General features: G+C 64.9%; 19 protein-coding genes, 1 tRNA gene and 1 pseudogene. 12 read left to right on the top strand and 9 right to left on the bottom strand.

The features are described 5' to 3' along the window. Positions 1-140: 140 nt before the first annotated feature. From ACERNI_RS08615 to ACERNI_RS08605, 3 genes are all read right to left on the bottom strand, one after another. Positions 141-1,343 carry an ABC transporter substrate-binding protein gene (locus tag ACERNI_RS08615; protein ID WP_448832872.1) on the bottom strand — a complete coding sequence of 401 codons (1,203 nt, stop codon included), beginning with the start codon at positions 1,341-1,343 and terminating at the stop codon, positions 141-143. Positions 1,344-1,789: 446 nt separating this feature from the next. After that, a complete protein-coding gene (locus ACERNI_RS08610) occupies positions 1,790-3,124 on the bottom strand; it encodes a cytochrome b/b6 domain-containing protein (protein ID WP_448832871.1) in 1,335 nt (444 codons plus the stop codon). Positions 3,125-3,404: 280 nt separating this feature from the next. After that, positions 3,405-4,091: a YceI family protein gene (locus ACERNI_RS08605; protein ID WP_448832870.1), complete on the bottom strand. Its 687-nt coding sequence runs from the start codon at positions 4,089-4,091 to the stop codon at positions 3,405-3,407. A gap of 958 nt (positions 4,092-5,049) precedes the next feature. On the opposite strand from ACERNI_RS08605, the gene ACERNI_RS08600 reads away from it, so the two are divergent. After that, a tRNA-Gln gene (locus ACERNI_RS08600) sits at positions 5,050-5,123 on the top strand. 125 nt (positions 5,124-5,248) lie between these two features. On the opposite strand, the gene ACERNI_RS08595 is transcribed toward ACERNI_RS08600, so the two are convergent. The 3 genes and pseudogenes from ACERNI_RS08595 to ACERNI_RS08585 all read right to left on the bottom strand — a co-directional run. Then, a complete protein-coding gene (locus tag ACERNI_RS08595) occupies positions 5,249-5,941 on the bottom strand; it encodes a Rha family transcriptional regulator (RefSeq protein WP_448832869.1) in 693 nt (230 codons plus the stop codon). Continuing rightward, positions 5,871-6,317, bottom strand: coding sequence for a universal stress protein (locus tag ACERNI_RS08590; RefSeq protein ID WP_448832964.1), 447 nt, complete (start codon positions 6,315-6,317; stop codon positions 5,871-5,873). Before ACERNI_RS08590 ends, ACERNI_RS08595 begins: the two co-directional genes overlap by 71 nt. Positions 6,318-6,713: 396 nt before the next feature. Beyond that, a pseudogene (locus tag ACERNI_RS08585) lies at positions 6,714-7,022 on the bottom strand (BRO-N domain-containing protein); the annotation flags it as partial. On the opposite strand from ACERNI_RS08585, the gene ACERNI_RS08580 reads away from it, so the two are divergent. Further along, the gene (locus ACERNI_RS08580) at positions 7,006-7,419 is read left to right on the top strand and encodes a c-type cytochrome (protein WP_448832868.1); all 414 of its coding nucleotides are present in this window, start codon (positions 7,006-7,008) and stop codon (positions 7,417-7,419) included. The pseudogene ACERNI_RS08585 and the gene ACERNI_RS08580 sit on opposite strands and share 17 nt — an antisense overlap. Before the next feature lie 326 nt (positions 7,420-7,745). On the opposite strand, the gene ACERNI_RS08575 is transcribed toward ACERNI_RS08580, so the two are convergent. Then, a complete protein-coding gene (locus tag ACERNI_RS08575; RefSeq protein WP_448832867.1) occupies positions 7,746-8,150 on the bottom strand; it encodes a c-type cytochrome in 405 nt (134 codons plus the stop codon). A 155-nt stretch (positions 8,151-8,305) separates the two neighbouring features. Between ACERNI_RS08575 and ACERNI_RS08570 the strand changes: the two genes are divergently transcribed. From ACERNI_RS08570 to ACERNI_RS08560, 3 genes are all read left to right on the top strand, one after another. Then, positions 8,306-8,902: a universal stress protein gene (locus ACERNI_RS08570; RefSeq protein ID WP_448832866.1), complete on the top strand. Its 597-nt coding sequence runs from the start codon at positions 8,306-8,308 to the stop codon at positions 8,900-8,902. A gap of 232 nt (positions 8,903-9,134) precedes the next feature. Continuing rightward, positions 9,135-9,767 (top strand): type B chloramphenicol O-acetyltransferase, encoded by a 633-nt coding sequence (gene catB / locus ACERNI_RS08565; RefSeq protein ID WP_448832865.1) that lies wholly within the window; start codon positions 9,135-9,137, stop codon positions 9,765-9,767. A gap of 146 nt (positions 9,768-9,913) precedes the next feature. Then, positions 9,914-10,276, top strand: a complete 363-nt coding sequence (locus ACERNI_RS08560) for a PaaI family thioesterase (protein WP_448832864.1) — start codon at positions 9,914-9,916, stop codon at positions 10,274-10,276. An 839-nt stretch (positions 10,277-11,115) separates the two neighbouring features. Here ACERNI_RS08560 and ACERNI_RS08555 read toward each other — a convergent pair. Beyond that, positions 11,116-11,883, bottom strand: a complete 768-nt coding sequence (locus ACERNI_RS08555; protein WP_448832963.1) for an alpha/beta fold hydrolase — start codon at positions 11,881-11,883, stop codon at positions 11,116-11,118. A 706-nt stretch (positions 11,884-12,589) separates the two neighbouring features. Here ACERNI_RS08555 and ACERNI_RS08550 point away from each other — a divergent pair. Together ACERNI_RS08550 and ACERNI_RS08545 are read left to right on the top strand one after the other, a co-directional pair. Continuing rightward, positions 12,590-13,630, top strand: a complete 1,041-nt coding sequence (locus ACERNI_RS08550; RefSeq protein ID WP_448832863.1) for a Ppx/GppA phosphatase family protein — start codon at positions 12,590-12,592, stop codon at positions 13,628-13,630. A 316-nt stretch (positions 13,631-13,946) separates the two neighbouring features. Beyond that, positions 13,947-14,717 carry an RlmE family RNA methyltransferase gene (locus ACERNI_RS08545; RefSeq protein ID WP_448832862.1) on the top strand — a complete coding sequence of 257 codons (771 nt, stop codon included), beginning with the start codon at positions 13,947-13,949 and terminating at the stop codon, positions 14,715-14,717. Positions 14,718-14,746: 29 nt separating this feature from the next. On the opposite strand, the gene ACERNI_RS08540 is transcribed toward ACERNI_RS08545, so the two are convergent. Further along, positions 14,747-16,228, bottom strand: a complete 1,482-nt coding sequence (locus tag ACERNI_RS08540) for a DHA2 family efflux MFS transporter permease subunit (protein WP_448832861.1) — start codon at positions 16,226-16,228, stop codon at positions 14,747-14,749. A gap of 618 nt (positions 16,229-16,846) precedes the next feature. Here ACERNI_RS08540 and guaB point away from each other — a divergent pair. From guaB to ACERNI_RS08515, 5 genes are all read left to right on the top strand, one after another. Further along, positions 16,847-18,343, top strand: a complete 1,497-nt coding sequence (gene guaB, locus ACERNI_RS08535; RefSeq protein WP_448832962.1) for an IMP dehydrogenase — start codon at positions 16,847-16,849, stop codon at positions 18,341-18,343. Positions 18,344-18,418: 75 nt separating this feature from the next. Next, positions 18,419-18,844: an MAPEG family protein gene (locus tag ACERNI_RS08530; RefSeq protein ID WP_448832860.1), complete on the top strand. Its 426-nt coding sequence runs from the start codon at positions 18,419-18,421 to the stop codon at positions 18,842-18,844. Further along, the gene (locus ACERNI_RS08525) at positions 18,841-20,142 is read left to right on the top strand and encodes an RsmB/NOP family class I SAM-dependent RNA methyltransferase (protein ID WP_448832859.1); all 1,302 of its coding nucleotides are present in this window, start codon (positions 18,841-18,843) and stop codon (positions 20,140-20,142) included. Before ACERNI_RS08530 ends, ACERNI_RS08525 begins: the two co-directional genes overlap by 4 nt. 224 nt (positions 20,143-20,366) lie before the next feature. Beyond that, positions 20,367-21,962 carry a glutamine-hydrolyzing GMP synthase gene (gene guaA / locus ACERNI_RS08520; RefSeq protein WP_448832858.1) on the top strand — a complete coding sequence of 532 codons (1,596 nt, stop codon included), beginning with the start codon at positions 20,367-20,369 and terminating at the stop codon, positions 21,960-21,962. Positions 21,963-22,278: 316 nt separating this feature from the next. Further along, the coding region (locus ACERNI_RS08515; RefSeq protein WP_448832857.1) for an Arm DNA-binding domain-containing protein at positions 22,279-22,722 on the top strand (444 nt) is incomplete at its 3' end.

Below are 22,722 nucleotides of genomic sequence, written 5' to 3'. Positions count from 1 at the left end.
CTGATGCGGGCGCGTTCGCGCAGCGGCGGCTGGAGTTGCTGGCCGCATGCAGGCGCCATGGGCGACGCCCGGGCGGAAACGCTGCAGGCGCCGCCCGGGTCTGGTGGGTTCCGGTGAGGTGCGCCCACCGGCTTTCCGCATTACTTCTCGGAGATCGGACCCTCGAAGAGATTATAGCGGTCGCCCTCGAAACGCTGCAGATACAGCGCGTTATACAGGCTGTAGTTCTCCGGGCTGGTGTGAAGGCCCAGCTTCGGCAGCACCATCTGGACGTTCTTTTCATCCATGGAGGCGGCGATGTCGCGCAGGTTCTCGCGGGTGAGATTGTCGCCGGCCCGGCGCAGCACGCGCTCAAGCAGAACTGCGGCCATGTAGCCTTGCACGGCGTTTGAGTCGTCGATCATGCCAGTCTGGCCAATGGAGGTCATGAAGGCCTTGTAATCCTTCATGTCCTGATCGTTGGCCCATTGCGGATCATCCGGCTCCTTGAGGGCGACCGCGGTGATGACGCCCTGCGAAGCCTTGAGGCCCGCCGGCTTCAACACGCCGCCGATCGAGGCGGAGACGCTGACCACCATCTGCAGCGGCTTCCAGTCCAGTTCGTGGACGCGCTTGATGACCTGGGCAGCGAATTTCGGCGTCGCCACGATGAACAGGATGTTGGCGCCGCTCGCCTTCATGCGCACCACCTCAGCGTCAACCGTCGCGCTGGTGATCTCGTAAGGCAATTCCAGTGCGATCATGGATTTGGCCTTGTCGCCAAGTCCTTCGCGGAAACCCCGGACATAATCCTTGCCGAAGTCGTCATTCTGGTAAATAACCGCGACCTTGCCGTCCGGTTTGTTCTTCAGGACATAATTGGCGTAAATCTTGGCTTCCATGTCGTAGAGCGGCAGCATGGCCGTCGTCCATGGATAATTCTTGGGATCGTTCCATTTGCTGGCGCCGGTCGCCACGAACAGCTGCGGAACCTTCTTTGAATTCAGATATTTATGAACGGCCGAGTTGGAGGGGGTGCCCACCGAGCCATAAACGGCCAGCACATTCTCGTTCTCCACCAGCTTGCGCGTCTGCTCCACCGCCTTGGGCGGGCTGTAGGCGTCGTCCAGCGAGATGATGTTGATCTTCCGCCCGTTGATGCCGCCCTTCTCGTTGACCTTCTTGAAGTAATCGACGATGGCGGATCCGCGTACGCCATAGGCGGAAGCCGGGCCGCTATAGGGCACCACATTGCCAATGCGGATTTCCGTGTCAGTGACGCCCGGGCCGTATTTCTTTTCGCTGGCCTGGGCCGTTCCCAGCGCAACAGTGAGCGCCGCGACAGCAATACAGAGCTGCTTCATGGGTTTTTCCTCCCCCGATGTTGTAACCGGCCGGGGCACTACAGCGATGGGCGGCAGCCGCGTCAATCCGCCGGCGATAATTTCCGGCAGGCGCTGGCGCGTCCCTTTTGCGGGAAATTGATTATAAATCAGCTGGATGGCGTTTGATCGCCCGGATCGCAAACCTGGAGGCCCATGCGCCCAATTCATGCGTGGGCAAGTAGATGGCGCCATTTCTCGGGAAAATCTGGCGCGGCCTGGCCTGAAGTCTCCACGGCCGTCGCCTGGGCGCGCTCCATGCCGGGCAAAAAGCGCCCAGACGCCTCTTCGTCTCCTGGCCTCAAAGCCCCCGGCTGCGGCCGCTCGCCTCTGGAGCAATTTCGGATCGATATCGGTCGGAAATTGCTCCAATTTCCTTGCTGCGAGCGCAAGCTATCGCCTGGACGTTTCCATCCGGCCGGCGCCGCTTATGAGCGCGACGGCGCGCGTTTCGCCGTCACGTCGATGACGACGCCGATCTCCATGGACACCCAGTCGCCGCCGCCGTCGGACTGCATGCCGATGTCGAAGGCGCGCCGGTCGAGCTTCAGGCTGCCCTTCACCGTGGCGACGCCGTCGCGCTCGCTGAAGGTGAAGGGCAGGACAACTGGCAGCGACGTTTGTTTCAGCGTCAGGGTTCCCGTCGCTTCATAACGGTCGCCCCCCAGGGAGCGGAAGGCGTCGGCCTCAAATCGCGCAACCGGGCGCCCCTTTGGATCCAGCCACTCCTCGCCTTCAAGCGCGTTTTCCTGGGTGGAATCGCCGGTCCGGGCGCTGCCAACCTGCACAAGCACCGTGGCGCGCGATCCGGCCAGATTTGCCGGGTCGAAGCGGATATCGCCTTCCCATTGCTCAAACCGCCCGGAGAAGGCGTCGCCGGAGTGCGCGCCCGTGAAGCCAATGCGTGATGCGCCATGGTCGATGGCCCAGGCCGCCGCCAAATTGTTGCTGGCGGGCAGGCGCGGCGCGATGGTCTGCGTGGCGGCTGGCGCGGCGGTATGCGCCGGGCGGGCCTGGGCCGGTCCCGTCAGCTGTGGGGCGGGTGCGGGCGTCACGGCGATGGCGGCGGCCTGGGCGATAATCAGCACCAGGCCGAAACCGGCGCAGCGGCCCAGCCATTTTTCGCGCGCATCTGGCGGTAGGGCGGCTGGCGCATCGCCATGCGGCAGGCCAGGGACCATGTGGGCCAGCACGGCGTCGCGATCGAGAAACTGGTGCTTCAGCGCCGCGCCCACATGCAGCGCGATCAGCGCGACCGCCGCCCAGGCGAGCATGCTGTGGGCGCCCATGGCCTGAAACGCCACGGTGCGGCGCAGGGCGGCTGAAGCCTCGCCTACCCACGGCAGATGCGGAATGCTGAACAGCCCAAACCAGCTTGTCGGCACCGCGAGCGCCCGGTCGGCGCTGACCGCCCAGCCCGTCGACACGTAGAGCCAGCCAGTGAGCGGCAACGCCAGCATGAGGCCATAGAAGGCCGCGTGCGTCGCCCGGGCGGCGAAGGCCTCCCATGGCTTCATCCCGCCAGGCAAGGGCGGGGCCGGGTGGGCGAGGCGCCACACAATCCGCAACGCGGTCAGGCCGAGGATCAGAAATCCGGTGGACTTGTGAAACTGGAAAACGCGGTAGGCCAGCGCCTGCGTTCCCGGTTCGCCAATGGCGGCCGTCATCCAGAATCCCATGGGAATCATGGCGATGATGCAAAGGGCGATGGCCCAGTGCAGGGCAATGGCGATGGCGCTGTAGCGGGTGGGGCGGGCAGACATGGTGCAATCCAGCGCGCCAGCGGCGCGTCTTTCTGGCGGCGGGGCGGCGGTCGCCCCGCTGGCAAGGTTTTGGCAAAGTCCCGGCAAAGTCCCGGCAAGGCGTGGGTGGCGCGCGGCCTTCCTGCGCGGGCAGGGCGTGGGTGCAACGGCGCCGGCTGTTCCGCCGTGCGCGTGTCCCGCGGACTGGCGTCCGCATCGCGTGGGGGCAACCGTCACCCCAGGGGCCTGAAGCAAAATCCCGATGCAGGTCGATCGCATTCTGCTTCAGGGCTGCCCGGACTTATTTGGCGTCGGTTTTCTTCAGGAATTCGCCATCGAAGCGGATGGTGATTTCATCGCCGACGAAACCCACCGGCATGCCGAAATCACTGCGCTTGAACTTGCCTTCCGCCTTGAAGCCGATGGCTGGCTGCTTGGTGAAGGGGTGCTTCTCCAGTTCGCCGACAAAGGCGGCGTCCAGAGTCAGCGGCCTGGTGACGCCAAGGAACGTCATGTCGCCAGTCACTTTGGCGGTGCGCGGGCCGGTCAGCTCCACCCTGGTGGATTTGAAGGTGATCTCCGGAAACTGGCCAGCATTCAGGTAGTTTTTGTTGCGGGCGATATCCTCGCTCCAGCTGCTGAAGCCGGTCTTGGCGTGGGTTGCCTTGTAGTCAGCCGGGTAGTTGGCGTCGACAGAGGCAGGGTCAATCTTCGCGGTGACGGAGGATTTGGCCAGATCCGACGGGTCCAGGGTGATTTCCGCCGAGAACTTGTTGAAACGCGCGGTGTAGTGGGAAATCTTGTTGTGCATGAACGACCACTGCAACGACGCATGGGTCGGATCCATCACATAGATGCCTGCCGGCGCTTTCAGGGGCGCCGCCGCTTCAGCGGTCTTGCCAGCGCTTTGGCTTTCCGCGTGGGCGAGACCCGCCGACATCGCGACCGCAAGCACGGAAATCGACAGGATTTTGCGAAGGTGCGTCATCTGATCCTCTGGTTTTGCCGTCAGTTATGAGCCGGCCATGCAACTGTCCGGTGTTGTCGGCTTACCGTCAGAATATGAGCCAAATTGTGTTGGCGAAAGTCGGCCCAAACCGGGGGGATGGCGGTGGTTGTTTTGATATTGCTATAAAATTCAAATGTTTAAATGATATTTTGCACTTGGTGTGTCGCTATATGTGAGTTTGCACATCCGGTCTTGCAGGGACGCAAGAACCACGCGCTTCACAACCTGGCGCTGGTGTTGGGCCTGGCGGTTGGCGCAGGCTGGTCTGGCCTTGTTTTCCTGGTGGCCCGGAGCGCGCCCCCATTGTCTCGTATGCGCGCCCGCCGCCCATTTGCATGGTGTTCAGACGTGGGAACGCGCCTGTGGGTTGCGGCGTGCGGCGTGCGGCGGCGCGCGACAGCCGCCGGGCCGCCGCCATCGGATCGCCGCCGACACGTAGCGCATGTGGCGTGTCCGAATGGCTCGCCTGCATCCCGGTGTTCAGTATGGTGGCGGGGTATCTTCCGATTTTGCGGTCTGGCGCCTGGTGGGGGCAGGAGCCGCGCGGTCGCAACCGCCTTTCGGTCTCCTGCTGATGACCGTGGTCCCGGGAAAGCCCCTCGCCTGGCGCATGATTGCCAGCGCTGCGGCCGCCGCCATCGATGCAGCGGGGATCAAGTGGCTCGCAAGACAGGAGCAGGAGGTGGGATCGCGGGCGTTTCCGGCCTCCATTCAGGGGGGCAGGGTTAGGGGGGGCAGGCCTCCAGCGTGGCTGCTGTCCATAGCAGGGCCCGACCGCGCGGATATCCACATATCCACGGCTTGCGGACGGCCACTGCAGGTTGAATGCGTCAATGCCCTTGACGTACTCCCCGCGTCGCCGTATCTGGAGCCCACACCACGGCGCTGCGGCGCGGCGAACGGTGGCCCGGCAGGAAGCCCAGCCGGACAACGGTGGTGGGGAATAGTTTAACGGTAGAACGACGGACTCTGACTCCGTTAGTCTTGGTTCGAATCCAGGTTCCCCAGCCAACCGCTTTCAATATCTGATTATCAAACAAAATCAGCTAGTTACCGCAACGGCAAAATTGCCTCGGCTACCCATTGGTAGCCCAAAGCGGTGGGCCAATCCGGTAGCCCAAACAGCCTCACCAGAATCAGGCGAGATGCAGCCCAGACGGTGGGCGATCCTTCCGTGGGAAGATCACGCCTTCCTCGTGCAGGAACGTGTGCAGCGCCTGTGCCGAACGGAAGCCCATCTCCTTGGCGAGGGTGCCTGTCGTCGTGGTGGCCCCGGTGTCGTGGAAGGCTTCCCAGTTCTTCACCTTGGGCGCATCTTCAGCGGCCCGCGCTTCGAGCGCTTCCTTCTCAGCTTCCAGCTTCAGCCGTTTCTCATGTTCGTCGGCGGCAAGCCGCAGGGCGGAAGCGTAGTCCGTGGGAATGGACTGCTGCGCCCGTTTGCGAAGCTCTTCCTCTATCCGGTTGTACTCGTTCAGGTAGGCGAGCTTGAAAGCGTCTGCCTTCGCCCTGGTGAAGCCCATGGCCAGGAACGTGAAGCCGTCGCGGGTCATGTCAGCACAGCGGCGCGACTGGTTGTTCGCGTCCATGTAGGAGCCGGCCCCAAAATTGGGGGCGGCGAACTCGGGTAGCCGCTGGCGAAGGGCGTCGATGTCCCGCAACACATGGTCGTGCCGCTTGTTGAAGTACGCCGCCACGTCACGGCTGTTGGCGACCACGCGGTCGGCCTTGATGGTGATGATGGGAGAGGCGGCTATCGGTTCAGCGGACGACCAAAACCGGAATATTGGCGTGAGCCAACACCTCCGCCGTCTGGCTTCCCAGCAAGACACGCTGCACTCCGCGCCGCCCGTGTGATGCCATGATGATAAGGTCGCAATGGTGGTGCTTTGCGAACCTCACGATTGCTTCGGCGGGTACCTTGTCGATTTCGTGCGCCAAGTCCGCTTTCACGCCATACGCGGACACCAGATGATCAATGGCCGCGAAGCGTTCCTTCATCGTCTCGTCTATCTGGTGGTCGTACTGTCCAACCGGGTCGGCGATCCCGCCCAACCGAGCTGCGTCAGCTACTTCCGACCGAATTGGGGCCAAAACCGTTAGTACTGTTACCTTCGCGCCAAGCGGTTTCGCCAGTGCCAGTCCATGCTCAATGCCCTTGCGAGCAAATTCGGAGCCATCGGTGGTGACCAAAATGTGCTTGTACATTTGCCCCTCCTGTAGTCCTGCCCAGGTATGGTGCACGAGGCTGCAATAGAAACAAGCAATCTTCTCGTTATACGCGGGGACGTAGGAGACGCCTTGGGTGAGGGGGCATCCAACGCGGCGTCGTCTCTGCCACACGTAGTCGCGGACGGGGTGCAGGTAGATGCCCATGGACTCCTTCATGGCGTCCTTGACCTCGATGGCCTCCTTCGTCTCGGCCCTGGCCGCGTCCCTAGCCGCGCATGCGGCATTACGCTCGGCCTTCAGCTTCTCGATCTTCCCTTCCATGATCTTCATGGCGCGGAAGATGAGGGCGTCGTCGTCCTCATCAGTTCCCTTGCCGATGTTCTCTTCGCCAGCGACGTAAGCGCCTTCCTTGCGGATGGCGGGAAGGACAACGTGACGGACCCACCGGTCGAACTCGCGGGCTTCAGGCTTCCGGCTGAACTGGATCAGTTTGTAAAGCCCCGGCTCGGAAATGATGGAGATGGAGGGGGCGCGTCTCCCACAGAAAATGTGTGGGTGATCGTTCCGCCTAACCAGCCTCTTCTCGTCTGCGTCTAGGCCGCGCAGCCATTTGAAGGTGCCGCCCATCAGGTCCATGTCCAGCGCCCTGCAAACGTCTTTGGCGATGAACCAAGGGTTCCCGTCCAGTTCCACCACGCGGTAGCGGCTTCGCCGCACTGGATGGATGAGGCCTAGCCGCATTGGACGGAGTTGCGGCGGGGAGATGTTAACCGTTGGTCGCTACGTTGGGGGAATGAAGCGCCTCCTGATCGCACAATGCGCCATCGCCGCCAGCATATCGCTATTGCTGCTCCCCAAGGTCGCCAGCGCCAGTGAATTGGCAGCGGCCGGGCGCTCTATCGCTGAAGCGAACTGCTCCCGGTGCCATGCGACTGGCATGGCTGGAACTAGTCCGCACAACGAAGCTCCACCATTCCGTGATCTGGCCAAGCGTTACCCGATAGACAGTCTGGCGGAAGCCTTCGCTGAAGGTTTGAGCGTGGGACATGCCGACATGCCTGAGTTCAAGCTGTCGGCAAAGCAGACGGACGCGCTTCTGGCATACCTTCAATCCATCCAAACCAGTAGGTCGCGGTAAGCAGCGGATGGAGCGCCAGTGGGTGCGCCACGGTATTCCGGTGTAGTACCCGCGCGGACCCTTCCCGCCGATTCTAGGTCACTCCCGCCCACATCCTGCGGGGCATCAGAATGGGGTTGGTTCTTGAGGGGGGCAGGGGTGTCGGCCCGGTGGGGTGGCGGTTGTCAGCGCCATGCGCTCTGAAGTCGAAGGTGGTGACTGCGGTGTTGGGTATCCATGGTGGCCTGTTTGCCAGCCCTGTGGTTGCGCGTACGCGGGGCGTGACCGAACGTGCGGGGCGAAAGCGGGGCCGGGAGCAGCACGAACCGGGCTTCGCCGGAGATGGCTCAGGGCGCCGGAATGCTTTCCAGGTAGGCCACCAGATTGGCGATGTCCGCGTCGCTCCACAAACCGTAGAATCGCATGGAATTGCCGGGAATGGTCTTTCGCGGGCTTGATGCGAACCTGGTGAGCAGATCCGGCGTCCAGACCATGCCGGATGAGCCAGCCCGGATCATCGCTTCAGAGTAGGAGAAGCCGGGAACGGACCCCACGCGGCGACCCACGACGCCCATCAGATGCGGCCCCATGCGATTTGTCGGATGGGTGATGCTGTGGCAGGGCGCGCATTTTGCGAAAACGGCTTCTCCTGCGGCGATATCGCCGGAAAAGGCGGTGAAACCGGATCCTGGCAAGGCTGCGCTCACCAGCGCCGCCCGGACTGCGAGGGCTCTGGCCCAACGGATGGACATGACTTTTCCCCCTCCTGCCGGATCATCCTCCGGACGAGGTTTGCTACGGGATTGTCCGGTTTCCGGCAGAGACGCGCCAGTTGCCGGTTGGCCCCCCTGGATGCCCCCTGAAACTGGACGGGGGCTTAACTGCGCCAGACGGCAGCAGGTTTTTGATGGCGTCTGGCCATTTACCCCGCCGCTTGCCCGCCCGCTTGCCCGCCCACTTGCCCACCCACTTGCCCGCCATCTGGGCCGTGGTGAAAATCTGGCGTTTCTACCCGAACAGGCGCACTATCAGGGTCCAACGAAACGCCTATGTTTCGGAGGTTGCGATGGCACACCATATTCTCATCCCGACAGATGGGTCGCCGTTAGCCAGCCGGGCCGTCGAACAAGGGTTGTCCCTGGCCCATGAACTGGCCGCGCGCGCCACCATTCTCACAGTCATTGAGCCGTTCCGTATCTTCTCCATGGACCCGCATCAGATCGCTCTGACCCAGGGGGAATATGAGCAGGCGGCGCGCGGCCAGGCTGCCGCCTGTCTGAAGGAAGCCGCATCGCGGGCCCAGGCCATGGGCGTTTCCTGCGACGTGACGCAGGTTGAGCATGACCAGCCTTATCAGGCGATCATCGATGTGGCGCTGGCGCGAGGGTGCGACATGATCGCGATGTCCTCCCATGGTCGCGGCGGCCTGTCGGCGATGATCCTGGGGAGCGTGACGCTCAAGGTGCTCACCCACAGCAAGTTGCCGGTTATCGTCTTCCGGTGACCCGGCGGGTCATCTGGCGGTCCCTGCCTCCGGCGCGGATGGGCAGGCTTGCCGGGTGAGCCCGTTCTGGCTACTGCTGTCGGCATGAAGTCCGCGCACCGAACCACCTGAAGCCGGTTCCCGCATCCTGATGCGAGGAACGATCATGGCGCGATCATGCGTTCGCGCCAGCTGGTGGTTTTTTGCCTGAGCCAATCAACCGGGCTCCCGGTGGCCAGACGCGGTGATTGTCATGACGAATTATTTTGAGAGCCCTTTCAGGGGCGTTACGCTGGACCGTCAGGTCACGCAGCCGAACATTCGCGTCGGCCGCTTCAGTTATTACTCCGGGTACTATCACGGGCACAGTTTTGATGACTGCGCCCGGTTTATCCTGCCGGACGATGACGCGGACAAGCTGATTATCGGCAGTTTCTGCTCCATCGGCACGGGCGCCGCTTTCATCATGGCGGGCAACCAGGGGCACCGGAACGACTGGATCAGCACCTTTCCATTCTACTGGATGCCGGAGGTCCCTGCTTTCGCAGGCGCGCGCAATGGCTACCAGGCCGCTGGCGACACCGTGGTGGGGCACGATGTCTGGATCGGCTCGGAAGCCGTCATCATGCCGGGCGTCAGGATTGGCGATGGCGCGGTGATTGGAACGCGCGCGCTCGTCACGCGTGACGTGGAGCCCTACGCCATCGTCGGCGGCAACCCTGCCAGCATCATTCGCAAACGGTTTGATGCGGAAAGCATCGACATGCTGCTGGAGATGCGGTGGTGGGACTGGCCGGATGAGGAGCTGCGGCAAGCCATGCCGCTGCTGACGGCTGCGGATGTCGCTGGCCTTTACCATCACTGGCGCGGCCGCTTCGGCAGTTGATGGCGATCAGCAACAGTGGAAGGCGGCGGCCCAGGTCGCCGTCTTCGCAAACAGGACGATTGAGGGCTGACGCGACGACGACATTTACAGAGCGGGACGCCGGTTTTGCCGCCCGGGTGCAACAGAGCTTTGCAAGGCAGGGGCGGATGGCGAAGCCGGGCGCGACGCGTAGCCGGATCTATTCCGGCGCTGTCGACATCGGTCTCGCGGTCAGCCCGGACATCAGCCGGCAGCATGGTTTTATCCACGACGGCGCCATCGGCGCCATCGCCGACAGGGCGGCGGGCTATGCGGCGCTCTCGCTCACGGAGCCGGGTTTCAAGGCTTTGACGACGGGGCACAAGATCAATTTCGCCGCCCCGGCGGACAGCCCCGGGATTGTGGCCGAAGGACGGGTGATCCGGTCTGGCCGCACGCTGATCCTGGTCAAATCGGAAGTCTGCGCCGGCGCCAGGCTGGTTGCTCTGGTGACGGGAACCAAGATGGTGATGGCGCCGCGACGGGGCTGACCAACGGGTGATCAAACTGGCCTGCGCCAGGATGGCTGTCCTGGCAGCGGGCCAGGGGCGCCCGGGCAGAATACGCCTGGTTCAGATGGAAATTTCGCCCTGTCAGCCTGATCCGGCCCGCCGCTCACACCGCTCGCCTGTAGTTTCACGCAGAACGGCGCGCCTGGGCGGGCCTTTTGCGTTTCTCAGGTTATGGCCCTGGCCGGAACATCGGGCCGCCGGGCCTCGGACCTGGCCTTGGTCCGTATCCGGGTCTTGGTCCAAATCCAGGTCTCGGCCCAAATCCTGGTCTTGGTCCAAATCCTGGTCTTGGTCCCATTCCTGGCGGCGGTCTGAAGCCAGGCACCGGCGGCCCGAAGCCTGGCGGTGGAGGCCTTGGCCCAACCCACGGGCGGGGACCAGGAGGCCGGGGGCCGACCCAGGGGCTCGGCCCAACCCATGGACGCCTGTAGCCGTAGCCCCAACTCCCGCCGTAAACCACCGGCGCCCCATAGCCCCCATAGCCGTAGTCGTAGGGGGCCGGGTAAACGACCGGCGCCGCAGTTGCGTAATAGGGGCCAGGATCGCCGGTGACGCATCCGGAAAGCGCCAGGCCAGCGCTGATGGCGAAGGCGCCGGCGAGTATGCGCGGCGCTCTGTTCATGACGCCTCCTGCATCGGAGGTTTGGGGAGCGATAACGTCCGGTTTCATGGCAACGCATCCGTCAGCGGCAAAACGCGCAGCAGTAAAACGCGGACATCGCGCAATCGTTCCTGCAATCGCGCGTCTGGCAATCGCGGCCCCGCTGGCGCGCGCCCTCCTGGGGGGGGCGGCTTCTGGAGGGCGGCTTCTGGCCGGCTTACGGACGTTCGGCCAAAAACGCCGTTACGGCCTCCTTGAACACCCGGTCGCCCACCGCGAGATTATGGTCGCGGCCTGGAATATCGACAGCGGAGGCATTGGGCAGCATGGCGGCCAGTTCGTGCGGCGAGCCGGCGATGTCGTCGCGCGTGCCGACAGCGATCAGCGTCGGCACGCCAATCTGGTAGGCCTCTTCCCGCGTCAACGTCTGGCGCGTGCCGCGAATGCAGGCGGCCAGCGCCTTCAGATCGCTGCGCGTCTGCTCGGCGAAGGAGCGGAACATTTTTTGCTGCCTGTCGGTGAGGCCGTCGCCCGTTGGCGCCTCAAGCGCATCGGCAATGCCCATGGGCAGGCCGACGCCGTCCACCAGCCGGATGCCGAGGCCGCCGAGCACCGCGGAGCGCACCCGGTCCGGATGGGCGAGAGCCAGGTGGGCGGTGATGCGGGCGCCCATGGAATAGCCCATGACGTCGGCCTGGGGCAGGCCCAGATGGTCGAGCAGGTTCAGGCAGTCCTGGGCCATCAGGGCGGAATTGTAGCAGGCGGGGTCGTAGAATTTCTGGCTCTGGCCATGGCCCCGGTTGTCGAGCGCGATCACCCGGTAGCCGGCCCGGTTCAGGGTGGTGCTCCAGCCCGGATAAATCCAGTTCACCGAATGATTCGAGGCGAAGCCGTGCACCAGCAGCACCGGATCGCCTTTGGCGCCGTCCGGCGCCGGCAGATCCACGAATGCTATGTCGACGCCGTCGGACGAGAAATGCTGCATGACGTTCCAGAAGTATGTCGCCAAAAGTGTGTCGCCAGCGCAAGGTCGCCAGAAAGCCGGCCGTGAACAATGCGCCCGCGTGGTCCACGCCCTGCCTGGGCCGGCGGGACGCGGCTATCTGATCCATTGAGAATGGACAGATCGTAAATGGGCAGATCGTAAATGTCCTGGAGCCCAGATCAAGGTTCCCGATCAGGGCGCTTGGCGCCGGGCGGGGCAGCGTTTACGCTGTATCCAACTTGCGCGCTCATGGGGCGCGCCCTGATCTGTGAAGGATCGAACAGTGTCGGCGATGGACGATGCAGGCGCCAATGGCGCGTGCGCCGTTTCCGCAACGATTGCGGAAAATGGCGGCGCACAGGATGGCGGCCAGGGCCGGCCTGCGTTGCGGGGACCTGCCGCGACGCGCCGCCACGCCGCCATGGCGGCGCACGACGCCCATGAGATCGCGCGAGACGCCCACGAGATCGCACGACGCGAGATCGCACGAATTGAGCCCGTGCGAACTGAAGCCGTGCGCACTGAAACTCCGCGATCTGGTCCGGCCCGCACGGGTGAGGCTGCGCGGCGCGATGGGGCGGGCGTCGCCCAGGATGATGCTGCACCGAGGCATGAGCGCCATGGCAGATCCCCCGGTCAGCGTCGCGGCGATGGCCGGCGTGCACATGTCGAACGCGGACATGTCGAACGCGGATTTGGCGAAGCCGTGCGCCGGCGCGCGCGCGCGCCCGGGGAAGTGGAGGGGCGCCAGCCGGCCGTGGCCTATGCCGCGCTGGACCTTGGCACCAACAATTGTCGGCTGCTGATTGCTGAGCCGGGAGATTCGGGGTTTCGCGTGGTCGATGCTTTTTCGCGCATCGTCCGGCTGGGCGAGGGGCTCGGCAGCACCGGGGCTCTGGCCGAAAGCGCCATCCAGCGTTCGATTGACGCCCTGCGGGTCTGCGGCGCCAAGATGGACAATCGCCACGTGGCCCGCGCCCGCCTCGTGGCGACTGAAGCTTGCCGGTCGGCCTTGAATGGCGCTGATTTCATCAATCGCGTTCTCACCGAAACCGGACTGCAACTTGAGGTGGTCGACCGCCGCACCGAAGCGTTTCTGGCGGTTTCCGGCTGCGCCAGCCTGGCCGACCCGACGTCGGAGGCGCTGCTGGTGTTTGATATCGGCGGCGGCTCGACAGAGGTGGCGTGCCTGGTCGGGCGCGGCGTTTCCACCATGAACGACCCGTGCCAGAGCATCGCCGACTGGGTGTCGTTGCCCGTGGGCGTGGTGACCCTGGCCGAGCGTCATGGCGGCAAGACGGTGACGCCGACGGTCTACCGGGCGATGGTCGATGAGGTGCTGGCGCTGCTTGAGCCGTTCCGCGAGCGGGTTGGCTGGGCGGCCGCGCGCGAGGGGTTTCACCTGCTTGGCACCTCGGGCACCGTCACCACCATCGCCGGGGTGCACCTGCGCCTGCCACGCTATGACCGGCGCCGGGTTGACGGCCTGTGGATGAGCGACCGCAACGTCAACCGCGTCGTTCACCATCTGCGCCGCAGCAGTTTTCGCGAGCGCGCCGCCAACGCCTGTATTGGCAACGACAGGGCCGATCTGGTGCTCGCCGGCTGCGCGATTCTCGACGCCCTGCGGCGCTGTTTTCCGGCTCCCAGGTTGCGCATCGCCGATCGCGGCCTGCGCGAGGGCATCCTGATGTCAATGATGCGCGAGGACGGCATGTTGCAGGTGGGGCGCGCCGGGCGTTCGTGAGGCGGCCGGTGCATTTTCAATTCCGCCAGACGCCATTTCGCGTGTAGAAGGCGCCAGGCCATCGCGGGCAGGGCATCCCTCCCCGGGGGCGGGCAATTCATATGGCCAGGGTGAAGCTCCGGTTCCGTTGGGCCGGATTTTTGCCGTGGGGCGCTGCGACCCGGTGGCTGGGCGCGGCGATCCAGTGGAACGGTGAAGCCGGCTCCATTCAACAGGTTGGTGGTAATTTGCCCCTTGGGCGCGGAGCAGGTTTGTGGCTCCATATCCGGGGGGCGGCGCGCCAGGGCGCGTATCGGACAATTCAGGTGATCAGGTCATGAGCGGTGCATCGGACAAGGGCGGCCAGCGTAATCTCAAGGTGCGCCTGAAGACCGCGAAAAAGCGCACGACAGCGTCGCAGAAATGGCTCGAGCGCCAGCTCAACGACCCCTATGTCGAGCGCGCCAAACGCGAGGGCTACCGCTCGCGCGCCGCCTTCAAGCTGCTGGAGATCGATGACCGCTACAAGCTGCTGAAACCAGGCCAGCGGGTCATCGACCTTGGCGCGGCCCCCGGCGGCTGGAGCCAGGTGGCGGCGCAACGCGTTGGGGCGGCGGAGCCGAAGCCGGGCGCGCCCGTGGGCCGCGTCGTCGGCATTGACCTGTTGCCGATCGATGGCCTGCCAGGGGTCGAAGCCGTGCAGATGGACTTTCTGGCGCCGGAAGCGCCGGACCTGCTGATGCAGATGCTGGGCGGGCCGGCCGACATCGTCATGTCCGACATGGCGGCCAACACCACGGGCCACAAGAAAACCGACCACCTGCGCATCGTTGGTCTGGCGGAAGTCGCCATCGAGTTCGCCCGCGAGGTGCTGGCGCCCGGCGGCGTTTTCCTCGCCAAGGTGTTCCAGGGCGGCACCGAAAACACCCTGCTGGCCAATCTCAAGCGCGATTTCGCCGTGGTGCGCCATGTGAAGCCCGCCGCCAGCCGCGCCGGCTCATCGGAGCTGTATGTGCTGGCCACCGGCTATCGCGGCCAGGGGGCGCTGGGCGCCGGGCAGGATCAGGATGATGATCCGCGCGCCGCTGGCCATTGGGATTCGGAATAACCTCAAAGCCGCGCAGCAGCGCCCGCGCGTCAGCCCTCGCCAGCGCGCGGATGCTGCTGCACGGCCTCGGCGGTGGCCCGGCGCGCCGTGCCGTCGCCGGCGGAGTCGCGAACCTTGCGGCGGCTGACGTGGCCGGACATTTCCGCCCCGGCGTTGGGCGCCAGGCTGGGGATCAGCAGCACCCCCAGCGCGGACACGATGCCCACGCACAGGAATGCCGGCATGAAATCCTGGGCGACGATGGCGTCCGGCTGGCCGCTGCGCAGCAGCGCCGAGAATTGCAGCGCCGCGGCGCCCAGCGCCACGCCAACGGCAAGGGAAAGCTGTTGCGCCACCGCATACAGGCTGGTGGCGAAGCTCATGTCCTTCGGCTCGATGTCGGCGTAAGCGATGGCGTTGAAGGCGGTGAACTGCATGGAGCGCAGGCAGCCGCCGAGGAACAGCGTTCCCAGCATCACCGCCAGCGGCGTCGTCGCCGTGAACAGGCCATAGCTGGCGACAAAGGCCGAAGCCAGCAGCAGGTTGAAGCCCAGCACCGAGCGGAAGCCGAAGCGGCGCAGGATGCGCGTCGCCAGGGTCTTGGTGAACAGCGCGCCAACCGCCGAGACGAAGGTGATCATGCCCGAGTGCGCCGGCGTCATGCCAAAGCCGGCCTGCAGCATCAGCGGCAGCAGGAAGGGGATGGCCCCCGCGCCAATCCGGAACAGCGAACCGGAATAGACGCTGACCCGGAAGGTGTTGATGCGCAGCAGCGACAGCTTCAGCACCGGCGTCGCCACCCGCTTCGAATGCGCCAGATAGAGCCCGAGCAGGGCGATGCCCAGCCCGCCAAGGCCGATGGCCAGGGGCGGTGAAATCAGGTGGCCGCCGCCGCTGGAAAAGGCCAGCATCAGCGTGGCGAGGCCACTGCCCGCCAGCAGGAAACCTGGCACGTCGAGGGGCGCCACGTCCTCCTCACGCACGTTTTCGATGAAGATGCTGGCGAGAATGACGCCGATGATGCCGATCGGGATATTGATCAGGAAGATCCAGCGCCAGTTGAACCAGGTGGTGATGAAGCCGCCGAGCGGCGGGCCGACGACCGGCCCAACCAGCGCCGGCACTGTCAGATAGGCCAGCGCCGACACCAGCTCTGACTTGGGCACGGTGCGCAGCAGCACCAGCCGCCCCACCGGCACCATCATGGCCCCGCCGATGCCCTGCAGGAAGCGCGCCATGACGAAGCCTTCCAGCGAATTGGCCATGCCGCAGGCCAGCGAGCCGGCCATGAACACCACCATGGCCAGCCGGAACACCGTGCGCGCCCCGAAGCGGTCCGCCATCCAGCCGCTGATCGGAATGAACACCGCCAGCGACACCATGTAGGAGGTCAGGGCCAGTTTCAGCGCGATCGGGCTGACGCCAATGTCGCCGGCGATGGCGGGCAGCGAGGTGGCGATCACCGTGGAATCGGTGTTCTCCATGAACAGGGCGCAGGCGACGATGAGGGGCGTCAGGACCGAACGCTTCACGGGCTGTTGCCTCCAGCAAGGAATGGGGCGCGCCAGGCGCGCGCCTGGCGTGCTCCCGTCAGGAAAAGCGGACGCTGCTTTTCCTGCGAATGCACCGGCGGCGTCCGGAAAGTGCTGTTTGCAACATAACTGCGATTTTGGCGCTGAGGGGCATCTGGCGCATGCGGACTGGAGATTGCAGCCCGGCTTTCTGCGCATGGCCTGGTCGCCCCCGTCCACGCGTGGGGCGCCGGGTCTGCATGGGCGAGGGGTCGGGAAAGCCCACCTGTGGATGAAAAAGCCCACCAGCAGCGAGCGATCTGGTTGCGGACGATTTCAACCCCCGGATCGCGGCGCGCCCAGGGGCATGTCAACAAACTGTAAAGGAATTTTTGCACGAACGGATTTGCTGTGCTAAGGGCCGGCGTCAACTTCGCTCATTTGCTGACGCCGGGTCGCGGAATATTCACGCGATTGCCCGACGGGCGGGGGCGCATCATTATTTCGCTGGGACCATTCCCGCCAGCCCTTCCGGGTCTGGCGACAGGGAAGCGATCCCACACAACAGGTTGGGCCTGAACGACGGCGGCCAGCGGGGCAGCCAGCGGACGGGCCGCCGGACCGGATCGGAAGTTGACCATGGTGAAAATCGACAATGGCGGGCGTTTTCGTGAAGGTCTCACCTTCGATGACGTGTTGCTGCAGCCCGGCCCATCGGAGGTGCTGCCCGGCGACGTCAATGTCGCCACCCGCCTGACGCGCGCCGTTTCGCTCAACATTCCGATCATTTCCTCGGCCATGGACACGGTCACCGGCTCCAGCATGGCCATCGCCATGGCCCAGCTCGGCGGCATCGGCGTCATCCACCGCAACTACGATCCGGAAGAGCAGGCCAACGAAGTTCGCCGGGTCAAGAAATACGAATCCGGCATGGTGGTCGATCCGGTCACCATTCACCCGGACGAAACCCTGGCCGACGCCTTCGAACTGATGAAGCGCCACGGCATCTCCGGCATTCCGGTGGTCGAGCGCGCCCCTGGCGGCCAGAAGGGCAAGCTGGTCGGCATCCTCACCAACCGCGACGTCCGCTTCGCCACCAACACGGCCCAGCCGGTCTCCGAGCTGATGACCAAGGAGCGGCTGATCACGGTGCGCGAGGGCGTGGACCAGGCCGAAGCCAAGCGTCTGCTGCACCAGTTCCGCATCGAGAAGCTGCTGGTGGTGGACGACGCCTACCGCTGCATCGGCCTCATCACCGTCAAGGACATGGAGAAGCAGGTCGCCTATCCGCAGGCGGTGAAGGATGCGCGCGGCCGCCTGCGCGTCGCCGCCGCCACCACCACCGGCGAACAGGGGTTCCTGCGCGCCGAAATGCTGATGGACGCTGGCGTCGACCTGCTGGTCGTCGACACCGCCCACGGTCATTCCAGCGGCGTGCTTGAGTCGGTCAGCCGCATCAAGAAGGCGTCCAACGGCGTGCAGGTCATCGCCGGCAACGTCGCCACCGCCGCCGGCTGCCAGGCGCTGATCGACGCTGGCGCCGACGCCGTGAAGATCGGCATCGGCCCGGGCTCCATTTGCACCACCCGCATCGTCGCCGGCGTTGGCGTGCCGCAACTCACCGCCATTCTCGACGCCGCCGAGGTCGCCGCGAAGGCTGATATTCCGGTGATCGCCGACGGCGGCATCAAATATTCCGGCGACCTCGCCAAGGCGCTCGCCGCCGGCGCTGAATGCGCCATGATGGGTTCGCTGCTGGCCGGCACGGAGGAAAGCCCCGGCGAGGTGTTCCTTTACCAGGGCCGCTCCTACAAATCCTACCGCGGCATGGGCTCCGTCGGCGCCATGGCGCGCGGCTCGGCCGATCGCTACTTCCAGCAGGACATCAAGGACACGCTGAAGCTGGTGCCGGAAGGCATCGAGGGGCAGGTGGCCTACAAGGGGCCGGTGTCGGCCGTGCTGCACCAGCTGGTCGGCGGCCTGCGCGCCGCCATGGGCTATGTCGGCGCCGCCAATCTCCAGGACTTCCGCGAGAAGTCGGAGTTCGTGCGCATCACCAGCGCTGGATTGCGCGAGAGCCACGTGCATGATGTGACGATCACGCGGGAGAGCCCGAACTATCCGACGCGGACCTGAGGTCATCGTCATCCGGGGCAGGGCGCCCGCTTGCATTGAGGCGCGGCGCGCCTGCTCCAGCAGCACGGGGACGACATGAGCGTACAGGCGATTCTGCTTCCGGTTTTCGTTCTGGTTGCCCTCACCTTTGTGTTGCTGTTCATGCTGGCCGGCAAACGCCGGCGCGCGCTGAACCATGGCGAGGTGCGCGAGCGCGACGTTTCGCTCAATCCGGACAACTGGCCGGATGATGCGCGCCGGCTCAACAACGCCTATGGCAACGCTTTGGCCATGCCGGCGCTGTTTTACGCGCTGGTGATCCTGGCCCTGATTACCCGCAAGGCGGACCTGCTGTTCGTCGTGCTGGAGTGGATCTATGTGGCGGCCCGGATCGTCCAGGCCGCCATCCATGTGCGCGGCGGCCGCATGCTGGCGCGCGGCGCCGCTTTCGGCGTCAGCGTCTTTGTCCTGATTATCATGTGGGGGATCTTCGCCGTGCGTATCCTTTTTGCCGCCGGATGACGCCTGGAGCCCGCATCGCAGCGGCCATCGAGGTGATGGCCGATATCGACGCCCGCCGTCGCCCGGCGCCTGACGCCTTGCGCGACTGGGGTCTGTCGCACCGCTTCGCCGGCTCCAAGGACCGCGCCGCGATCGCCTCGCTGGTTTACGACTGTTTGCGCCGGCGGCTCTCGGCCAGCTTCGCCATGGGCGAAGAGGGCGCGCGCGCCACTGTGGTCGGCATGCTGGCGCTGGAGCGCGGCATGAACAGCGAGCAGATCGCAGCCCTGTTCTCTGGCGCTGGCTACGCCCCGTCGCCGCTCTCCGCCGGGGAGCTGGACGCGCTTGCCAACGGCTGGGAGCGCCTCGGCAAGGCCCCCATGCACGTGCGCGGCGATTTTCCGGAATGGATTGGCCCCTCGCTGCTGCGCGCCTTTGGCAGCGAAGCCGCGGTGTTGGCCGAGATGCACGCGCTGGCTGCCCGCGCCCCAGTCGATCTTCGCGTCAACACCCTGAAGGCTGACCCGGCGAAGGTGCTGGAGGCCCTGTCGTGGATGGGCGCGGCGCCGGCTCCCCACGCGCCGGGCGCCATTCGCCTGCCGCCGCCGCCGGATGGTCGCGGCCAGTCGCTGCAGGGTGAGGAAGGCTTTGTCCGCGGCTGGTTCGAGGTGCAGGACGAGGGTTCGCAGATGGCGGCGCTCTATAGCGGCGTCGGGCCTGGCCAGACAGTGGTCGACCTCTGCGCCGGCGCCGGCGGCAAAACCCTGGCGCTCGCCGCCATGATGCAGAACCAGGGGCGGCTGCTGGCCACCGACGTGGACGGCCGCCGGCTGTCGGCGATCTATGACCGGCTTGACCGCTCCGGGGCGACCTGCGTCGAGGTGCGCTCGCCGCGCGGCCGCTGGCAGCCGGGCGGGCCGGAGCCGCTGGAGGATATCGCCGGCAAGGCCGATCTGGTGCTGGTCGATGCGCCCTGTACCGGAACCGGCACCTGGCGGCGCAATCCGGACGCCAAATGGCGCCTGCGCCCCGGCGGGCTGGCGGAGCGGGTGAAGGACCAGCAGACTGTGCTGGCGCGCGCCGCGAGCCTGACGCGTCCTGGCGGCCGTCTCGTCTATATCACCTGCTCGCTGCTGCCGGAGGAGAATGACGATGCCGTGGCGCAGTTCCTGCAAAGCCACCCGGAGTTCTCGCCCGCGCCGCTGGCTGAAACCGGCTTTGGTCGCCCGGGACATGAACGCGCCGGCGGCGCCTTGCAACTCACGCCGGCAAGCGCCGGAACCGATGGCTTTTATGTCGCGGCCATGACGCGCGTCTGATGACGCGCGTCTGATGGTTCGCGCCTGATGTTTTCCGCGCCAGTGATTTCGTTCTGGAGCGCCTCCGGCGAAAGCCATTGCGCCGGAAGCGCCCAGCTCTCTGGTCTGAGGCATTTTTGGCGCCGGGCGCGCCCGTCCGGCGTTCTCGAAAAGTGGGGGTCCACTTTTCGTGAAAATGCTTTAGAAGCCCATTTTCCGCCCCCACACGATGGTCTGACCGCCCCATGAACGCACAAACCCCCGCCGCACCCGAAGGCATTCACGAGAAGATCCTGATCGTCGATTTCGGCAGCCAGGTGACCCAGCTCATCGCCCGCCGCGTGCGCGAGGAGGGGGTCTATTCGGAGGTTGTGCCGTTCCAGAGCGCCGCCGAAGCGTTCGCGCGCATGCAGCCGAAGGCGGTGATCCTTTCCGGCGGGCCTTGCTCGGTGCTGGATGACGACGCGCCGGAAGCGCCGCGCGAGATTTTCGAGTCGGGCGTGCCGGTGCTGGGCATCTGCTATGGCGAGCAGACCATGGCAAAGCAGTTGGGCGGCGTGGTTGAGGGCGGCCACCATCGCGAATTCGGTCGCGCCGAGGTTGAGGTCGTGGCCGATTCCGTACTGTTCGACGGCGTCTGGGGCCTGGGCAACCGTTATCCGGTGTGGATGAGCCATGGCGATCGCGTCACCCGCCTGCCGGAGGGGTTCCAGGTCATCGCCGCGTCGGAGAACGCGCCGCACGCCGCCATCGCCGATGAGACGCGCCATTATTACGGCGTGCAGTTCCACCTGGAGGTGATTCACACGCCCGACGGCGCGCGGCTTATCCGCAATTTCGTCCGCCGCATTGCCGGCTGCACCGGCGACTGGACGATGCGCGCCTTCCGCGATGAGGCGGTTGCCCGCATCCGCGCCCAAGTGGGGCAGGGACGGGTGCTGTGCGCCCTGTCGGGCGGCGTCGACTCTGCGGTCGCCGCAGTGCTGATCCACCAGGCCATCGGCGACCAGCTCACCTGCGTGCTGGTCGACCACGGCCTGATGCGCATGGGCGAGGCGGACTGGGTCGTTAACCTGTTCCGTGAGCACTACAATATCCCGCTCGTGCATGTGCAGGCGGAGGAGCTGTTCCTTGGCAAGCTGGCCGGCGTCAGCGACCCGGAACAGAAGCGCAAGATCATCGGCGGCCTCTTCATCGACGTGTTCGATGCGGAGGCGAAGAAGATCGCCGCGTCCCAGGGCGGCGCGCCGGAGTTCCTGGCCCAGGGCACCCTGTATCCGGATGTGATCGAGAGCGTCTCCTTCACGGGCGGTCCGTCGGTCACCATCAAGAGCCACCACAACGTCGGCGGCCTGCCGGCGCGCATGAACCTGAAGCTTGTCGAGCCGCTGCGCGAGCTGTTCAAGGACGAAGTTCGCGCGCTCGGCCGCGAGCTCGGCCTGCCGGACGCCTTCATCGGTCGCCACCCGTTCCCGGGCCCTGGCCTCGCCATCCGCTGCCCGGGCGAAGTGACCCGCGAGAAGTGCGATATCCTGCGCCAGGCCGACGCCATCTATATCGACGAGATCCGTAAGGCCGGCCTCTACGACGACATCTGGCAGGCGTTCGTCGTGCTGCTGCCGGTGCGCAGCGTCGGCGTCATGGGCGATGGCCGCACCTACGACTACGTCTGCGCCTTGCGCGCGGTGACCTCGGTGGACGGCATGACGGCGGACTTCTACCCGTTCGACATGAAGTTCCTCGGCCAGGTCTCCACCCGCATCGTCAACGAAGTGAAGGGCATCAACCGCGTCACCTACGACATCACCGCCAAGCCGCCGGGCACGATCGAGTGGGAATAATTTTTGCCCCTCCGAGCGTATCCGAAATCACGCTATAATGCGACATAAGTCAATGAAAATCCTGAAAAAATCTCTCTGAGATTTTCAGCATCTATCGCCGGGTCAGCCTCCCGTTTGACGGTATGGTTGGCGTTATGGCGCGTCTTTTCTCAACCGAAAAATGCGTATACCGTCAGGGGCAAGAGAGCTTCTGACGGTATATTTTTTGGCTTAAATACTTGTATTGTTGAATAAAAATCCTGTCGGGCGGCCCAATTTTGCTTGACGGTATAATTGGGTGCTCTCCTGTATTTTTTAACCGATCTGGAGGGTGCGGATGCTGACCGACACTGCCATCAAGACACTGAAACCAAAAGATAAATTATACAAGATTGTGGATCGCGACGGTATGTACGTCGTGGTCCAACCTTCAGGTTCAATCGTGTTCCGCTTGGACTACCGGCTCAACGGCCGTCGGGAGACCTTGACGTTGGGTCGTTATGGCCCAGCGGGTCTGTCTCTGGCCCGAGCGCGTGAGAAGCTGATTGATGCCAAGCGCGCGATTTCCGAGGGGCGCTCGCCGGCGCAGGAAAAGCAGCGCGAGAAGCGGAGGATCAAGGAAGCCAAGAGCTTCGGCCAGTTTGGTGAACGCTGGCTTCAAGAAGCGAGGATGGCGGACAGTACACGCGCGATGCGGCGGTCGATCTTCGAGCGCGATATCCTCCCGGCTTTTCGCAATCGACTGCTAACCGAGATCCTGCCGGTGGCCTGCTGCCGGTTT

The sequence above is a fragment of the Camelimonas sp. ID_303_24 genome (genome assembly GCF_053543495.1).
This window is presented reverse-complemented; position numbering and strand designations above follow the sequence as displayed.